The sequence below is a fragment of the Enterococcus sp. AZ015 genome (assembly GCF_050499225.1).
GTDB lineage: Bacteria > Bacillota > Bacilli > Lactobacillales > Enterococcaceae > Enterococcus_D > Enterococcus_D entomosocium.
Map to the genome: position 1 here is coordinate 1,065,001 of NZ_JBMHEX010000001.1, position 15,402 is coordinate 1,080,402.

At 42.9% G+C, this 15,402-nt stretch carries 14 protein-coding genes and 3 tRNA genes (1 of these 17 only partly in view); 14 read left to right on the plus strand and 3 right to left on the minus strand.

What is annotated here, in order from left to right; all coding sequences use genetic code 11:
• The 4 genes from IGK85_RS04990 to IGK85_RS05005 all read left to right on the plus strand — a co-directional run.
• Positions 1–65: transfer RNA gene (locus IGK85_RS04990), tRNA-Gln, on the plus strand; it begins 7 nt to the left of the window's first position.
• A 41-nt stretch (positions 66–106) separates the two neighbouring features.
• Positions 107–177, plus strand: a tRNA-Cys gene (locus IGK85_RS04995).
• Between the two features lie 27 nt (positions 178–204).
• Positions 205–289, plus strand: a tRNA-Leu gene (locus IGK85_RS05000).
• 187 nt (positions 290–476) lie between these two features.
• On the plus strand, positions 477–947 hold the full coding sequence (locus tag IGK85_RS05005; protein WP_008380974.1) for an HIT family protein: 471 nt from the start codon (positions 477–479) through the stop codon (positions 945–947).
• Between the two features lie 63 nt (positions 948–1,010).
• Here IGK85_RS05005 and IGK85_RS05010 read toward each other — a convergent pair whose 3' ends face one another.
• On the minus strand, positions 1,011–3,008 hold the full coding sequence (locus tag IGK85_RS05010; RefSeq protein ID WP_008380976.1) for a beta-galactosidase: 1,998 nt from the start codon (positions 3,006–3,008) through the stop codon (positions 1,011–1,013).
• 431 nt (positions 3,009–3,439) lie between these two features.
• Between IGK85_RS05010 and arcA the strand changes: the two genes are divergently transcribed.
• From arcA to IGK85_RS05060, 10 genes are all read left to right on the plus strand, one after another.
• Positions 3,440–4,657 carry an arginine deiminase gene (gene arcA / locus IGK85_RS05015; RefSeq protein ID WP_008380978.1) on the plus strand — a complete coding sequence of 406 codons (1,218 nt, stop codon included), beginning with the start codon at positions 3,440–3,442 and terminating at the stop codon, positions 4,655–4,657.
• 384 nt (positions 4,658–5,041) lie between these two features.
• Positions 5,042–5,353, plus strand: coding sequence for a hypothetical protein (locus tag IGK85_RS05020; RefSeq protein WP_008380980.1), 312 nt, complete (start codon positions 5,042–5,044; stop codon positions 5,351–5,353).
• Positions 5,354–7,345, plus strand: a complete 1,992-nt coding sequence (locus IGK85_RS05025) for a V-type ATP synthase subunit I (RefSeq protein ID WP_008380982.1) — start codon at positions 5,354–5,356, stop codon at positions 7,343–7,345. It abuts the gene before it with no gap.
• On the plus strand, positions 7,329–7,802 hold the full coding sequence (locus tag IGK85_RS05030) for a V-type ATP synthase subunit K (protein ID WP_005237160.1): 474 nt from the start codon (positions 7,329–7,331) through the stop codon (positions 7,800–7,802). The genes IGK85_RS05025 and IGK85_RS05030 overlap by 17 nt, the downstream gene beginning before the upstream one ends.
• Positions 7,803–7,818: 16 nt before the next feature.
• The gene (locus IGK85_RS05035) at positions 7,819–8,409 is read left to right on the plus strand and encodes a V-type ATP synthase subunit E (protein WP_008380984.1); all 591 of its coding nucleotides are present in this window, start codon (positions 7,819–7,821) and stop codon (positions 8,407–8,409) included.
• Between the two features lie 14 nt (positions 8,410–8,423).
• Positions 8,424–9,425, plus strand: a complete 1,002-nt coding sequence (locus IGK85_RS05040) for a V-type ATP synthase subunit C (protein ID WP_005237156.1) — start codon at positions 8,424–8,426, stop codon at positions 9,423–9,425.
• Complete coding sequence (locus IGK85_RS05045; protein ID WP_005229240.1) at positions 9,418–9,732, plus strand: V-type ATP synthase subunit F; 315 nt, start codon at positions 9,418–9,420, stop codon at positions 9,730–9,732. Before IGK85_RS05040 ends, IGK85_RS05045 begins: the two co-directional genes overlap by 8 nt.
• Positions 9,733–9,763: 31 nt before the next feature.
• Positions 9,764–11,539: a V-type ATP synthase subunit A gene (locus IGK85_RS05050; RefSeq protein WP_008380990.1), complete on the plus strand. Its 1,776-nt coding sequence runs from the start codon at positions 9,764–9,766 to the stop codon at positions 11,537–11,539.
• A complete protein-coding gene (locus IGK85_RS05055) occupies positions 11,539–12,927 on the plus strand; it encodes a V-type ATP synthase subunit B (RefSeq protein ID WP_008380992.1) in 1,389 nt (462 codons plus the stop codon). The genes IGK85_RS05050 and IGK85_RS05055 overlap by 1 nt, the downstream gene beginning before the upstream one ends.
• Positions 12,927–13,571: a V-type ATP synthase subunit D gene (locus tag IGK85_RS05060; RefSeq protein WP_005229243.1), complete on the plus strand. Its 645-nt coding sequence runs from the start codon at positions 12,927–12,929 to the stop codon at positions 13,569–13,571. The genes IGK85_RS05055 and IGK85_RS05060 overlap by 1 nt, the downstream gene beginning before the upstream one ends.
• A 75-nt stretch (positions 13,572–13,646) precedes the next feature.
• Here the strand turns inward: IGK85_RS05060 and IGK85_RS05065 are convergent, their stop codons facing one another.
• Both IGK85_RS05065 and IGK85_RS05070 read right to left on the minus strand, forming a co-directional pair.
• Entirely contained in the window at positions 13,647–14,453 is an 807-nt protein-coding gene (locus tag IGK85_RS05065) for an ABC transporter ATP-binding protein (RefSeq protein WP_005237149.1), read from the minus strand.
• Positions 14,453–15,373: an ABC transporter permease gene (locus IGK85_RS05070; protein ID WP_429972186.1), complete on the minus strand. Its 921-nt coding sequence runs from the start codon at positions 15,371–15,373 to the stop codon at positions 14,453–14,455. Before IGK85_RS05070 ends, IGK85_RS05065 begins: the two co-directional genes overlap by 1 nt.
• Between the last annotated feature and the right edge of the window lie 29 nt (positions 15,374–15,402).

Here is a 15,402-nt window from a genome sequence, read left to right on the forward strand (position 1 = left end):
TAGCCAAGCGGTAAGGCAACGGACTTTGACTCCGTCATGCGTTGGTTCGAATCCAGCTACCCCAGTACAATCTTCACTTGATTGTAGATTGCAGCAATAGTATAATGGCGGTATAGCCAAGTGGTAAGGCAGAGGTCTGCAAAACCTTCATCACCGGTTCAAATCCGGTTACCGCCTTAGTACTAAATACTAACCTTTCAACATGCCGGCGTGGCGGAATTGGCAGACGCGCTGGACTCAAAATCCAGTGCCCGTTGAGGGCGTGCCGGTTCGACCCCGGCCGCCGGTATCATTGATGTATCAGTCTTTTATAAGATTGATACATTTTTTTGTTTATAAAAGTCTATAAATACGATTTTGGAGGACAACTCATATAGCAAAGATTTTTTTGTTTTGTTACTATTAAAAGCCTTTCCTAAATCTTGTATAGTTTTTACATGAATAGCTGCAAGGAACAGGAAAGAGGGGGGATCAAATTGAAATGGTATGAGAATAGAATCAAATCAGCGATAGATGTTACAAATCCAATGGTGATCAAAGAATTGTCTGGCAGTTTTGCTGTTTATGGCGATGTCCAATTTCTTCCTGGATATTGTGTATTATTACCTAAAAGAGAGGTGGCTTCTTTAAATGATCTAGATTTAAATGAGCGACAGTTTTTCTTAACTGATATGACTCTTTTAGGAGATGCTATAATACAGGCGTGTTCTCCATTGAGAATCAATTATGAACTATTGGGAAATACCGATAACTTTCTTCATGCACATCTTTTTCCCCGTTATGAATGGGAAACCGGCGAAGCGAAAAAAAAACCTGTTTGGTTGTATGACAAATCCCATTGGACTAATCCAGAGTATCACTATTCAGAAAAAAGAGATGGAGAGCTAAGACAAAAGATAGCCTCTTGTTTAGAAAATGCCTGTCGTTTGTCTAATGAACCTTTCTAATCTAGTAACCTCAATAAAAGAACCTCCATGAAGCGATCGCTTCATGGAGGTTCTTTCCTTAGATCAATCAATATACTTAAGGATTGCGACTTCTTTTGGTTTCAGAACTGCCAACTGTTTGGTTTCTTTGGTTAGAAGGTCTACTCCAGCGGTTTTCAGCTTCACTTCTGTTGTCTGCTCGGTATGGTTTAAGAAAAAGACGAGTGTATAGCCAGCACCTTTGCGACAGGTAACGGAGATTTCAGTAGGAGCAGCCAAGAAGTGCTGGGCATGAGTCGTTAATTTGTGATTTTCCAGAATGGTCGCTAAAAATGTAGTTAGTCCTTCAAGAGACAATTCTGTTCCCACGTAATACGCATACCCATCGTCGATCCGGTTCATGGTAATGGCGGGCTTATCGGTCAAATAACCGGATTGGAAGGTTGCCAAAGCTTTCGCACCTTTTAGATGAATGACTTCCTCCCATAGAGAATTGTCGTTCCGATGACCTTGAAAGTCAATCTGATGCTGGGTAGCTGCTTTCATTGGGTAAAACTCTTCTACAATGATCCCTAATGTGTCTCTAAACAAGCCTGGATAGCCCCCAAGATAGACTTGGTCATTTTCATTGACGATCCCACTAAAGAAATTGGTCAAGAAGATACCGCCTTGTTGCACGTAATCATGGATCTTCTTACCGAATGCTTCGGGTGCTGAATAGAGATTTGGGGCGATCACTAAAGGATAGCCGTCTACTGATTCGGAAGGATGGACAAAGTCTACGCTCAGATTTAACGCCCTTAGTGCGGCATACAGGCTGCGTAACTGATGAATGTATTTTAAGGTTCTTGGTTTGGCATCCAATTCCAGCGCCCACCAATTTTCCCAGTCGAAGACAACTGCGACATCAGCCAAGAAGCGCGTCCCAACGATTTCGGATAGTTGCGAAAATTCGTTGCCTAATTGTGCACATTCACGAAAGATACGGCTTGACTGAGGATCTCCGTGAGGCACCATCGCACTATGAAATTTTTCCGCACCGCCACGAGACTGTCGCCATTGAAAGAACATGATACCATCAGCACCATGAGCTAGCGCTTCATAACTCCAAAGACGCAGCTGGTTGGGGGTCTTGGCCCCGTTGATTTGTCGCCAATTAACGGCGCTGGTGGCTTGCTCCATGATCAAGAATGGCTTTTTCTTCAAACTGCGGGTTAAATCGTTAGCAAGAAATTGCGGGTAAGGGTTTTTTTCAAAGGGATTCGGGTACGAATTCCAACTGACCACATCTATTTCAGGTGCCCATTTAAATCCATCTACGTATTTGTGTAAGCCCATAAGATTGGTCATATAAGGAATGTCATGGGAATATTTTGCGATCGCCGCCTTTTCAATTTGATAAAGTTCCAGATTCATGTCGGAAAGAAACCGACGGTAGTCTAATTGCTGTGCAGGATTTTTGAAGGTTGGCATTGCCTCTGGTAAGAAAATTTCCTCCCAGCTGCCATAGGATTGACTCCAAAACTTCGTTGACCAAGCATCATTCAATCCAGCGATGGTCAGATATTTCTCTGCTAACCATGTCTGAAATCTTTTCCGACAATGATCGCAATAACACTCGTGGATGTGACAGGTATATTCATTATTGATATGCCACATGACCAGCCCTGGATGATTGGCATAACGGTTTGCGACTGCTTCAGACAAATCGGCGGCATATTGACGATAGATAGGGGAAGTCGGACAGTAGTGCTGGCGCGCACCATGAACCAGTCGATTGCCATGAATGGTCACAGGCAGCATCTCAGGGTGTTTTTGAACAAGCCAAGCGGGAGGAGAAGCTGTTCCATTGGCTAGGTCGATCATGATATTGTTTTCATATAAAAGATCCATCAACCAGTCCAGAAAGTCAAAATCATAGGTGGATTCATCTGGCTGCAGATTGACCCAGCCAAAAATATTGATACTTACATAGTTCACACCTGCTTCTTTCATTAAGCGCATATCTTCAAGAATGACTTCTTTAGACCATTGTTCAGGATTGTAGTCGGCACCATAGTAAAGCTGACGTTGCGTTTTCATCAAATCGCTCCTTTATAGACGTTTCTTTAGTATCAAGATACTTGAATCATATCAAATATTCATCTGTTTGATAGCGGTATCATTTGAAAATCATGAAATGATCCAAAAAAACAAAGATAGTTCAATCTGGTTTCGCAACTAGGGCTATAGTCCGCCAGTTCTTTTGCCTTGCTGTTTTTTTAACAAAAATATACAATTGAAAAAGGCGGTAAATTAAAGTATATAGGATTTATATTCTTTATTAGTTGTTTTTTTATCGGGGATTTCTTTTTTGAAAATGCATGTTTATAACTATATGATCCGAAAAAACTTTGAATCACGAGTAGAAAAAACACGATGAGTCGAAGAAATGAATAATTATGTGATGTGGAATCAAAAAAAAGAATGACATAAGTTATTCTACAAAATTGCCAAGAAGGAGAGAAAAGTCCATGAACCAGCCAATACAGATCTTTTCTGAGATTGCGCCCTTAAAGCGGGTGCTGTTGCATCGTCCAGGAGCAGAATTGGAAAACTTGATGCCGGATTATCTTGATCGCTTGTTGTTCGATGATATTCCTTTTCTAGACCAAGCACAAAAAGAGCATGATTTTTTTGCCGAGACGTTAAGAAACAGAGGGGTGGAAGTCCTTTATTTGGAAGATCTTGCTGCAGAGACATTGTCGACGACCGGTGCCAAAGAAGCTTTTTTAGAAGATTATTTAAATGAGACAACGATCCTTGATGAAGAGATTCGCAACGAAGTGCGCAATTTTTTCCTGTCGATCAAAGATAATCGCTCCTTTATCGATCATACGATGGCGGGCTTGAAAAAAAGTGAGGTAGAAATTCCAAGAGCTAGCAAGTTAACGGCGATCGTTGAAACGGAATATCCTTTTTTGATCGATCCAATGCCAAACTTGTATTTCACGAGAGATCCGTTTGCTACGATTGGTCATAGCGTTTCCTTGAATCGAATGTATTCTGCAACGAGAAGACGAGAAACCCTCTACGGAAAACAAATTTTTACGCACCACCCGATGTTTTCCCGCAATGAGACGAACTTTTTGTATCATCGGGACGAAACGACGCGGATGGAAGGCGGCGATCAGCTGATTTTATCTGATAAAATCGTGGCGATCGGTATCTCTCAACGAACCGAGGTTGCTTCTATCGAAAAAATTGCCGAAACGATTTTTGCTACAGAACCGAGTTTTGAACATATCTTGGCATTTAATATTGGTGAAGAACGAAAATTTATGCACTTAGATACGGTCTTTACGATGGTGGATCATGATAAGTTCACGATCCATCCAGAAATCGAGGGAGAACTTTCGCTGTATTCAATCACTAAACACAAGGACGGTGTGCGAGTATATGAGGAAAAAGATACGTTGGAAAACATTCTTTGCCGTTATTTAGATTTGCCTGAAGTACACTTGATTCGCTGTGGTGGTGACGACTTAGCGGCAGCAGCCAGAGAACAATGGAATGATGGTTCCAATACATTGGCGATCGCCCCAGGGGAAGTCGTGGTCTATGACCGCAATACCATCACCAACGGGTTGTTAAAAGAGGCAGGCGTCAAGTTGAATGAGATCTCAGGAAGTGAATTGGTTCGCGGACGTGGAGGTCCACGCTGTATGAGTATGCCATTTATTCGTGAGTAGGACGAATCTTTGTTATTTTAATTACGGATTTTTGCTTTGAAATTATGAAAGTTAAGAAATAGAAGAGAGAAAAATAAAAGAAAGATTTGAAACGGCATTCTGTTTCTAATCTTTCTTTTTTGTCATCATTTAACCCCCTATAAATTGAAAAGGATTTCTTTTTGTGAAAATGTGTAATTTTTGTGACTTTTATATGTAAAGACTATAAAAAAACGCTAGGAACCTTGTTCTATCGCTAAATTTATGGTACGGTTATATTAGAAAACGGAAATAGGTGAAGGTATTTGCCACTTATTGATTTTTGACACCCTACGATCAGCGAATGCCATATGCTTGATTTGTAGTGGTTTTTTTTGCGGAAAAAAAGGGAAAGCAGGTGAGAAAATGGCAGTAGATGCAATTCGATTATTACAAGAAGCAGAGCAATTTGCTGAAAATAAAAACCAAGAAGCGGAAGCAGAAAAAAAACAATTGGCACAAGAACGCGAAGAACGGTTGAAGGCGTTTAAAAAAGAGTTGGCAGAAAAAGAAGCCCAACAAAAAGAAGCAATCAATCAAAAAATCGCAGCTGAGTTAACACAGTCAAAAGAACCGCTCATGGCTAAAACGAAAGCAGAAGTGGAAACACTACGAACGATCCCTAATGAGTTAAAGGAAGAAGCATTGGCAATAATAATAAATAAGGTTGTGACATAAATGGCAATTGCAAAAATGCAAAAGTTCAGTCTGTTGACCTTTTACGATCAGAAAGAAGCTGTTTTAGAGCAGCTGCAAGACTTTCAGGGCGTAGAACTGCTTTCTTCGGAGAAATACTACGATTCTGAAGAAACGACGGGTGTTTTGACACCGGTTCGCGAGGAACAGTCTGAAGAAGAAATGGAGAACCAGTTTGGTCAAGTCAACTGGAGCTTAAATTTTTTAGAAGAATATGTACCCAAAAAAGGAATGCTGGCACAACTGCGGCAACCAATCAAAAAATATACCCTTCAAGAATTGGCTGAAACAGCCCACACCTATCCCTGGCAAGAATTATGCCAGACCCTTCGTAAACAAGACAAACGTCTTCGCTTGATCGATCAAGAAAAACGCGATGTATTAGCACAAGAAGCAGAGCTGTCGATTTGGAAGTATTTTAAAGAGCGTCCAGCGGTTTTAAAGGAATTAAAAAAATCAGGTGGCTTGCTAGGTTCGATTCCCACTTCTGAAATGGCTGACTTTACGACGAACAGTGAGAAGCTGCCGCTCGTCTATGTGGAAACTGTTTATCAATCACAAACAACCACTTATTTACTGGTCCTTTTCCACAAAGATGTAAAAGAAAAAGTAACTTCACTTCTTAAAAAAGTAGCCTTTGAGCAATACATCTACCCTTATGAGGGCATCCCAGAAGAAGATCTGCAAACGATGAAAGAAAAATCCCAACGTTTAATTGATGAAGAAAAAGAGATCAAAGCCTCTCTTCGTGCAATGACAAACGAGCAAGAAACTTTGCGGATCGTTGCCGAGTATTTAGATGGAGCAATCACCCGCTTAAAAAGCAATAAGATGCTTTTACGTTCTACTCATGCGGTCTCGCTTTCTGGCTGGGTTCCTGTTGATGGAACGGCCGAATTAGAAAAACGCATCAAAAAAGGAACCACGGATAACTATTACCTCGAATACCAAGAAGTGACGGAAAAAGAGATTAGTAATGTGCCGATTTTATTAGAAAACGCACGTTGGATCAAACCTTTTGAAGGACTTGTTCGGATGTACAGCTTGCCGCAATATGACGAGTTAGATCCGACACCATTTATGGCGCCTTTTTATATGGTGGCATTCGGGATGATGGTTGCCGATTTTGGCTATGGTTTGCTTTTGTTTCTGGCGACGTTTCTTGGGAAAAAGCTGTTCCACCTCAGCAAAGGGCTGGAACAAAACTTGACCCTCTTTCAGTTATGCTCGATCCCCACGATTATTTGGGGCTTGATCTATGGAAACTTCTTCGGATTTGAATTCTCATTCCAACTGTTGTCTGCCCAGGATGATGTCAACCAGATCTTAGTCTTATCCGTGATCTTTGGGTACATCCAGATCATGTTTGGTTTGGCGCTGAAATTCTATATTCTATGGAAGAAAAAAGACCAGAAACTGGCTGCGATGTTCCAAGCCGGTTCATGGATCGTCTTTTTGATCAGTGTGGCTTTTGTTGCCGCAGGAATGCTGCTTTTCCCTGACACACCGTTACAAATGATTGGGATCGTAATGATCGCTGCCAGTCTATTAGCAGTGGCCATCGGAGGCAGTTTAGAAGGTAAAACCTTAGCAGGAAAAATCGGTTCTGGATTGTACGGATTGATGGATGTGACCAATTATGTTGGTGACTTGATCAGTTACACCCGTCTGATGGCGTTAGGGGTTGCCGGCGGAAGTATCGCCTCAGCCTTCAACTTGATCATCAGCTACCTGCCGCCAGCAGCCCGGTTTACGGTTGGTATCTTATTATTTGTGGCATTGCATGGCCTAAATATTTTCTTAAGTTACCTTAGTGCGTATGTTCATGGTATCCGTTTGCAGTATTTAGAGTATTTTGGAAAATTCTTTACGGGGGGCGGACGTGCCTTTGACCCCTTCAAATCAAATGAAAACTATGTAGAGATCATCTCAGAAGAGAAGTTACAGGAGGACAATAATGGAAAATTGGATTAGTTTCTTTTACGAAAATGGTGGAATTGTTTTTGCAGCTTTAGGTGTAGCGACCGCAACGATTTGCGGCGGTATCGGATCAACGATTGGTGTTGGGATGACCAGTGAAGCAGCGTCAGGCTTGATCTCAGAGCAGCCAGAGAAATTCGGACAAGCGTTGATCTTAGAGTTGCTGTCTAGTACTCAGGGGTTATACGGGTTCGTAATTTCCTTTATGATCTTTGGTCAAATCAGCGGTTCGCTCTCATTCGATCGCGGATTGTACTTGTTTATTGCTTCATTGCCAATCGCATTAACAGCGATCGTAGCCGGAAAATGGCAAGGACGTGCCGCAAGTGCTGCGATGCAGATTTTAGCCAAAAAACCAGAACATGTGACCAAAGGAATTATCTTGGTAGCGATGATGGAAACGTATTGTATTTTAGGGTTCGTTATTTCCTTCTTGCTTGTCTTGAATTAAGAGGAGGGAAAAGTGAATGTCTGATATTACACGTTTAACTGACAAAATAACCGCTGATGCGGAAAAGAAATACCAGCTGCAAATCAAAGAAGCGAAAAAAGAAAGTGAAAATCAAGAAAACTTGAAGCGAACGCAATTAGAAAAAGAGCTTAGTGAGCGGTTAGCTTTTTATGAAAAAGAAAAACGTGCGGCGATGTATTTGGAAATCTCAGATGTGCATATTCAATCAAGAAACAAGGTCTTGGCAGCAAAGCAGTCGGTTTTAGATGAGCTGTTTACTGAGGCTTTGACCCGTTTAAATACGATGGATCAAGCAGCATTTTATGCGTTTATCGCTAATGGCTTGGCGAATGCAAGGTTAACTGGTGAGGCTGAGTTGCTTTTAGGTGAGAAGACCCGCCATTTAGTGGATGAGGAGCTCCTCGCTAAATTGCAGGCATCTGCCCCAGATGTTCAGCTGAAACTGGTAAATAAAACGATCCCTCGTAAGGGTGGCTTTTTGTTGCGACAAGAAGCGATCGAGTTGAATTTTACTTTTGATGCGCTACTAGAAGCCAACAAAGAAGAGTTAAGCAATACGTTACTGCAATTGATTTTTGAACAGTAAGCAGGTGCAAACAGATGAATGACATCAAATACAATACCTTAAATACGAGAATTCGGACGTATGAATCGCAATTATTCGATCGCAGCCGCTATGAGCGGATGCTCTCGGCTGCTAGCGCAGAAGAAATCTACGGTATGTTGCAAGAAACGGTTTATGGTGACTTCATCAACGAGGATGATCGTGTACACGACTTTGAACATGTGTTGATGGCGGAGTTGAAACGGGTATATGACACGATGTATCAGCTGACACCGGAAAAAGCGATCGTTGATTTCTTTGCTTTGAAATATGACTATCAAAATCTGAAAGTCTTGGTAAAAGCGGCGTACATGCAAGAAGATTTTTCTGAATATCTTGTCCCAATTGGTACCCAGCCGCTTTCCGTCCTTAAGGATCTGGTCAAGACCAGAAAAAGCAATCTTGTTGCCAAAGAGATGGTTGATTGTGTGGAAGAAGTCTTCTCTTATATTGAGAACTACCATGAGGTCCAATCGATCGACATCATCTTTGATAACCACTATTGGGAACAATTGTGGACGATTGGCAAAGAATACGACGACGATCTGCTGCAAAGCTTGATTCGTCGACAAATCGATATTTTCAACATTTCAACAACGTTGCGCAGTTACGCGATGAAACGCAAGCGCGGCTTTATCAGCGCAGTTTTAGCCGATCATGGAAACCTACCTGCAAAAGAATTGTTAGCTGAGATCACGACTTCCCTTGAGGCATTTGTGGCATATTTGCAAGGGACTCCTTATAAAGAACTGATCAATCACAGCTATGAAGAGTTGGTAGAGAAGAAGACCTTGAATACCTTTGATATACGCAAAGACAATTTTCTAATGGCGAAGCTCAAAGAACATAAAATTGTTCCTTTTGGCCCTTCAGCATTGGCAGGGTACTTGTACGCCAAGGAAATTGAAAGCAAGAACTTGCGTATTCTCCTGATTGGGAAAATCAATAAGGTGCCGGAAGAGATTTTAAGAAGTCGGGTGCGTGATAGTTATGCATAAAAAAATAGCAATGATGGGTGGTAAGAACTCGATCTTGCCTTTCAAAGGGCTAGGGATCGACATCTTTCCAGTCAGCGATTTGGATGAAGCCGCCCAACAACTAGAAGAAATGGCTGAAGCCTATGGGGTAATCTTTTTGACTGAGCGACTGATCGAACAATTAGAACCGATCGTTCGCCGCTATGAAGAAGTACCGACACCAGCGATCATTCCGATTCCAAGTAGTACGGGTAGTTTAGGGATCGGCATGGCACGAATTCAGCAAAATGTGGAAAAAGCGGTAGGAATGAATATATTAGATTCATAACAGACAAGTCAGCCAGCTAGGAGGAATAAATGTGGCATTTGGCACAATTGAAAAAGTATCGGGACCACTGGTCACCGCCTCAGGATTAAGTGGCGCAAAAATCCACGAAATCTGCAAAGTCAGTGACAAGGGCCTTATCGGTGAGATCATTGAGATCAAAAAAGGGCTGGTTTCGATCCAAGTATACGAAGAAACAGCGGGAATCGGACCAGGCGAGCCCGTGGAAACGACAGGCGCACCATTGTCTGTCGAACTAGCACCAGGTTTGTTGACTCAGATGTTTGATGGGATCCAACGACCATTAGATACGTTTATGTCGCAAACAGAAAGTGATTTTTTGGAACGAGGGGTTACCATCGATCCACTGAATCGCCAAAAGAAATGGACCTTTGTCCCTCAAGTACAAGTCGGTGATACCGTACAAGGTGGCGACATTTTAGGTTCAGTACAAGAAACATCAGTGATCGAGCATAAGATCATGGTGCCACCAAACTATGAAGGAACCGTCAAAGAAATCATGGTAGGGAATTTTGCTATTACTGAAGTGATCTGTGTCTTAGAAACCATTGAGGGTGAAAAAAACTTGACGATGGTTCAGAAATGGCCGGTTCGTCAACCACGTCCCGTTACTGCTAAATTAAATCCAGGCGAACCGCTGGTCACTGGTCAGCGCGTCATCGACACCTATTTTCCAGTGGCAAAAGGCGGCTCAGCTGCCGTTCCCGGACCATTTGGTGCCGGAAAAACGGTTGTTCAGCACCAAATTGCTAAATGGTCGGATGTGGATATCGTTGTCTATGTCGGCTGTGGCGAGCGAGGCAATGAAATGCGGGATGTTATGAATGAATTTCCTGAACTGATCGACCCAAATACCGGCAAGTCCATCATGGAACGAACGGTCTTGATCGCCAATACGTCGAATATGCCAGTTGCTGCTCGGGAAGCCTCAATCTATACAGGAATCACGATTGCAGAATATTACCGTGACATGGGCTATAGTGTTGCTATCATGGCAGACTCAACATCACGTTGGGCAGAAGCGCTGCGGGAAATGAGTGGACGATTGCAAGAGATCCCAGGAGATGAAGGCTATCCGGCGTACCTTGGAAGTCGAATTGCGGAATACTATGAGCGAGCAGGGCGTTTCCATTCATTAGGCACACAGCCTCGGGAAGGAAGCATTACCGCAATTGGTGCGGTTTCACCTGCTGGTGGAGACATCTCAGAACCGGTCACCCAAAATACCTTACGAATCGTGAAAGTCTTCTGGGCATTGGATAGTATGCTGGCGCAAAAACGGCATTTTCCTTCCATCAACTGGATGAATTCCTATTCCCTTTACGAAGATCAAATCAATTCTTATTTAGATCAATTATTAGGCGATCGCTGGTCGGAGCTAGTCAATGAATCAATGGCGATTCTCCAAGAAGAAAGCCGTTTAGAAGAAATCGTTCAATTGGTAGGGATGGATTCTCTTTCTCAAAGAGACCGTTTGACAATGATGACAGCCCGTTCTTTGAGACAAGATTACTTGCAGCAAAACGCCTTTGATGACGTTGACACGTATACATCTCGCAATAAGCAGTTCAAAATGTTGGAGAATATTCTTTACTTTAATGAACAAGCCCAACGTGCACTGCAGCTAGGTGCTTACTTAGATGAGATCACAAAAGGAACGGTTGATCTGCGTGAGCGCATCGCCCGCAGCAAATACATTCCTGAAGAAGAATTGACCCGCTTGGATACGATCAAGCATGACATCAAAGAAAAGTTACAACGAATCATTGAAACTGGAGGTGTTCATTGATGTTAAAAGAATATCGTACAGTTTCCGAAATTGCCGGCCCTTTAATGGTGGTCGAAAATGTTCGAGGCGTTAAATTCGACGAACTCGTTGAGGTCCGCATGGACACAGGCGAGATCCGTCAAGGTCAAGTACTGGAAGTCAGTGATGACAATGCTGTTGTCCAAGTATTTGAAGGTACCAGTAATTTGAGTGCTGAAGAAAGCAAAGCAAGGTTTCTAGGAACTGGTTTAACTTTAGGGGTTTCTCTAGATATGATGGGTCGGGTTTTTGACGGTTTAGGAAAACCAAAAGATAATGGCCCGAGAATCTTGCCCGAAAAACGCATCGATGTAAACGGTGAAGCCATCAATCCGATGGCACGGGACTTCCCGGATGAATTTATCCAAACTGGGATCTCAACGATCGATCATTTAAATACATTAGTTCGTGGACAAAAATTACCAATCTTTTCTGCTTCTGGTTTGCCTCATAAAGAGATCGCTGCTCAAATCGCACGACAAGCAACAGTACCCAACCAAGAAGGCAATTTTGCGATCGTCTTCGCAGCAATTGGGATTCCGTTTGAAGAAGCTGAATTTTTCGTGGATGAATTCCGCAAAACCGGTGCATTAGATCGATCTGTTTTGTTTATGAACCTTGCCAACGATCCAGCAATCGAACGGATCGCTACTCCTAAGATGGCATTGACTGCAGCAGAGTATTTGGCTTTTGAAAAAGGCATGCACGTCTTAGTGATCATGACCGATATGACGAACTACTGCGAAGCATTGCGAGAAATCTCTGCTGCCCGCCGAGAAGTTCCGGGACGTCGCGGCTACCCAGGGTATCTATACACCAACTTAGCTACACTGTATGAACGGGCAGGACGTTTGATGGGCAAAGAAGGATCGGTCACACAGATTCCGATCTTAACGATGCCAGATGGCGATAAAACCCACCCGATTCCTGATTTGACTGGCTATATCACAGAAGGACAAATCATTTTGTCGCGGGACCTTTACAAACGCAATATCAATCCGCCAGTGGATATTTTGCCAAGTCTTTCTCGGTTGAAGGACAAAGGAACGGGAGAAGGTAAGACCCGTGCAGATCATGCGGCAACGATGAATCAAATTTATGCCGCCTATTCCGATGGGAAAGCTGCCAAAGAGTTATCGATCGTTTTAGGAGAGTCTGCCTTGTCTGATCTTGATAAAAAGTACGCGCGTTTTGCAGATCTTTTCGAAAAAGAGTATGTCAACCAGGGATTTGAAACCAACCGGACGATTGAAGAAACGTTAGATTTAGGCTGGAAGCTATTAGCTACCTTGCCAAAACAAGAGTTGAGCCGTATCAAAGAAGAATTTATCGACGCCTATTACCCAACGGACGAGGATGTGAGTTCTTAATGGCGATCTTAAATGTCAATCCAACTCGGATGGAACTAAGTCGTTTGAAAAAACGGCTGACGACGGCAACCCGTGGTCACAAATTATTGAAAGACAAGCAAGATGAGCTGGTGCGCCAATTCATTCAGCTAGTAAAGAAAAACCAGGAGCTTCGTAAAAAAATGGAAACTGCGCTGCAAGCAGGGATGGAAGAGTATGTGCTGGCTTCTAGTAGTATTCCCGATGTCGTTTTGCAAGAAGCATTTATGATCCCTTTAAATAAAGTGACCCTAGATGTACAAAGTCGGACCATCATGAATATGGATGTGCCAGTGTTAAATCCTGTTTACGAAGAAGAGAGCTCCGATGATGACTTTTCCTACGGTTTTGTAAGTACCACCAGTGAGCTGGATCTCTCGTTGTCTCATCTTGATCAGATGCTGCCAGTGATGCTTCAGTTGGCCGAAATCGAGAAAACCTGTCAACTGATGGCCAATGAGATCGAGCGGACGAGGCGAAGAGTCAATGCGTTAGAGTATATGACGATTCCCAAGCTGACGGAAACCATTCAATACATCGAAAGCAATCTGGCAGAAGACGAACGAGCAACATTGACCCGCTTGATGAAGGTCACAGATATCATTGCGGAAAATGAAGCAAAGTAAGGATTTTGCCAATCATTTGGAAGAATCAAAAAAGGCACGTAGAAGGGGGTTCCTTTCTACGTGTCTTTTTGCTTGTTAAGAGCGTAAGAGCAGTTGGTCATCTTTTAATTCAGCACCACTATTTTGATGGAACATTTCCATCAATTCAGGGACTGTTAAATGTTGCTTTTGCTCACCGGCAATATCCACGACGATCTTGCCTTGATGAAGCATGATCAGGCGATTGCCATAGCGAATGGCATCTTCCATATCATGAGTAACCATGAAGGCCGTCAACTGCTGTGAACGAATCAATTGATCGGTCAATGCCATGACAGTCAACGAGGTTTTTGGATCTAGGGCAGCGGTATGTTCATCTAATAAAATCAATTTAGGTTGTTGCAATGTTGCCATCAAGAGGGTAATCGCTTGACGCTGTCCGCCTGATAACAAACCGATCTCGGCAGAAAGACGATTTTCTAAGCCTAAGTTTAGACTGGCTAATTTTTCTTGGAAAAACGCGCGATTTTTTGCTTTGACGCCTGTCGCAAACCCTCGGACTTGGCCCCGTTTGTAAGCAAGTGCTAAGTTTTCTTCAACAGTCAAACGAACCGCTGTCCCCATACGTGGATCTTGAAAGACTCGGCTAATATCCTTTGAGCGTTTCGTAACGGATAAACGGGTGATGTCTTTCCCATCTAAGGTGATTTTTCCTTGTTCTGTTGGGATCGTTCCTGCAATACTGTTTAAAAGGGTCGATTTTCCGGCACCATTGCCACCGATGATCGTGATAAAATCTCCGGCATTCATCGTCAGGTCAATGCCTCGCAAGACATGGTTCTCATTGATCGTCCCTTTTTCAAAGGTTTGGTGTAGATTTTCGATTGTTAAGACTGAAGTCATTAGGCTTGGCCTCCTTTGGTTTTTGGCAGCATCTTTTTAAGTCCTAGTTTTGAACGAAGCTGCGGTAACGAGAGGCAGATGACTAAGACGATTGCGGATGCCAGTTTGATATCATTGGCTTTGACATTGAACTCGAAAACGACGGCCAGGATAAAGCGATAAACGATCGCTCCAATCACGATGGTGATCAACCGCAAAAGCAAAGATTTATTGGCAAATAAAACTTCTGCAATAATGATCGATGCTAAGCCAATCACGATCGTACCGATTCCGGAGTTTAGGTCAGCAAAACCGTTGTTTTGGGCTAAAAGAGCACCTGAAAGGGCGATACAGCCATTAGAGATCATGTAACCGATGATCTTCATATTATCGGTGTTGATGCCGTTGGCTTCACTCATAGCTAAATTATCGCCTGTTGCGCGCAATGCTAAGCCGATCTCTGTACGGAAAAAGAGGAACAAGCACAAAATGACGATAGCTGCGAAGAGAAAGCCCGCAAGAATCACGGCATTGTTTTTGGTCAGACCCATTGCTTGAAATTGGGTGAAGACCGTGTCTTGTCCTAACAAGGCAATGTTGGGAGCACCCATCACACGATTTGTGATGGAATAAAGCCCAGTCATCGTGATGATCCCGGCCAACAAGGCTGGGATCTTTAGTTTTGTATGCAGTAGTCCGGATACCAAGCCGGCTAACATGCCACCGCCAAAGCCCATCAAACTGGCTAGTATGGGGGAGACGCCATTCGTAATACTGATTGCAGCGATCCCTGCACCTAATGGAAAACTTCCTTCTGCAGTTAAATCAGCGATATCCAGAATACGGAAGGTCAAAAATACTCCGATTGCCAGCAATGCCCAAAGGATCCCTTGAGAGGTGGCAGATTGTAGTAATAGTAAGAACGTGTCGACTAAATTCATATGATTTCCTCAAATCTAAAATAGTATGG

What these genes read in the sequence shown, in the direction of transcription:
- IGK85_RS05060 (WP_005229243.1), top strand. Translation starts at nt 12,927, where the DNA reads ATGGCGATCTTAAATGTCAATCCAACTCGGATGGAACTAAGTCGTTTG.
- IGK85_RS05065 (WP_005237149.1), bottom strand. Translation starts at nt 14,453, where the DNA reads ATGACTTCAGTCTTAACAATCGAAAATCTACACCAAACCTTTGAAAAA.
- IGK85_RS05045 (WP_005229240.1), top strand. Translation starts at nt 9,418, where the DNA reads ATGCATAAAAAAATAGCAATGATGGGTGGTAAGAACTCGATCTTGCCT.
- IGK85_RS05025 (WP_008380982.1), top strand. Translation starts at nt 5,354, where the DNA reads ATGGCAATTGCAAAAATGCAAAAGTTCAGTCTGTTGACCTTTTACGAT.
- arcA (WP_008380978.1), top strand. Translation starts at nt 3,440, where the DNA reads ATGAACCAGCCAATACAGATCTTTTCTGAGATTGCGCCCTTAAAGCGG.
- IGK85_RS05010 (WP_008380976.1), bottom strand. Translation starts at nt 3,008, where the DNA reads ATGAAAACGCAACGTCAGCTTTACTATGGTGCCGACTACAATCCTGAA.
- IGK85_RS05070 (WP_429972186.1), bottom strand. Translation starts at nt 15,373, where the DNA reads ATGAATTTAGTCGACACGTTCTTACTATTACTACAATCTGCCACCTCT.
- IGK85_RS05030 (WP_005237160.1), top strand. Translation starts at nt 7,329, where the DNA reads ATGGAAAATTGGATTAGTTTCTTTTACGAAAATGGTGGAATTGTTTTT.
- IGK85_RS05035 (WP_008380984.1), top strand. Translation starts at nt 7,819, where the DNA reads ATGTCTGATATTACACGTTTAACTGACAAAATAACCGCTGATGCGGAA.
- IGK85_RS05020 (WP_008380980.1), top strand. Translation starts at nt 5,042, where the DNA reads ATGGCAGTAGATGCAATTCGATTATTACAAGAAGCAGAGCAATTTGCT.
- IGK85_RS05055 (WP_008380992.1), top strand. Translation starts at nt 11,539, where the DNA reads ATGTTAAAAGAATATCGTACAGTTTCCGAAATTGCCGGCCCTTTAATG.
- IGK85_RS05040 (WP_005237156.1), top strand. Translation starts at nt 8,424, where the DNA reads ATGAATGACATCAAATACAATACCTTAAATACGAGAATTCGGACGTAT.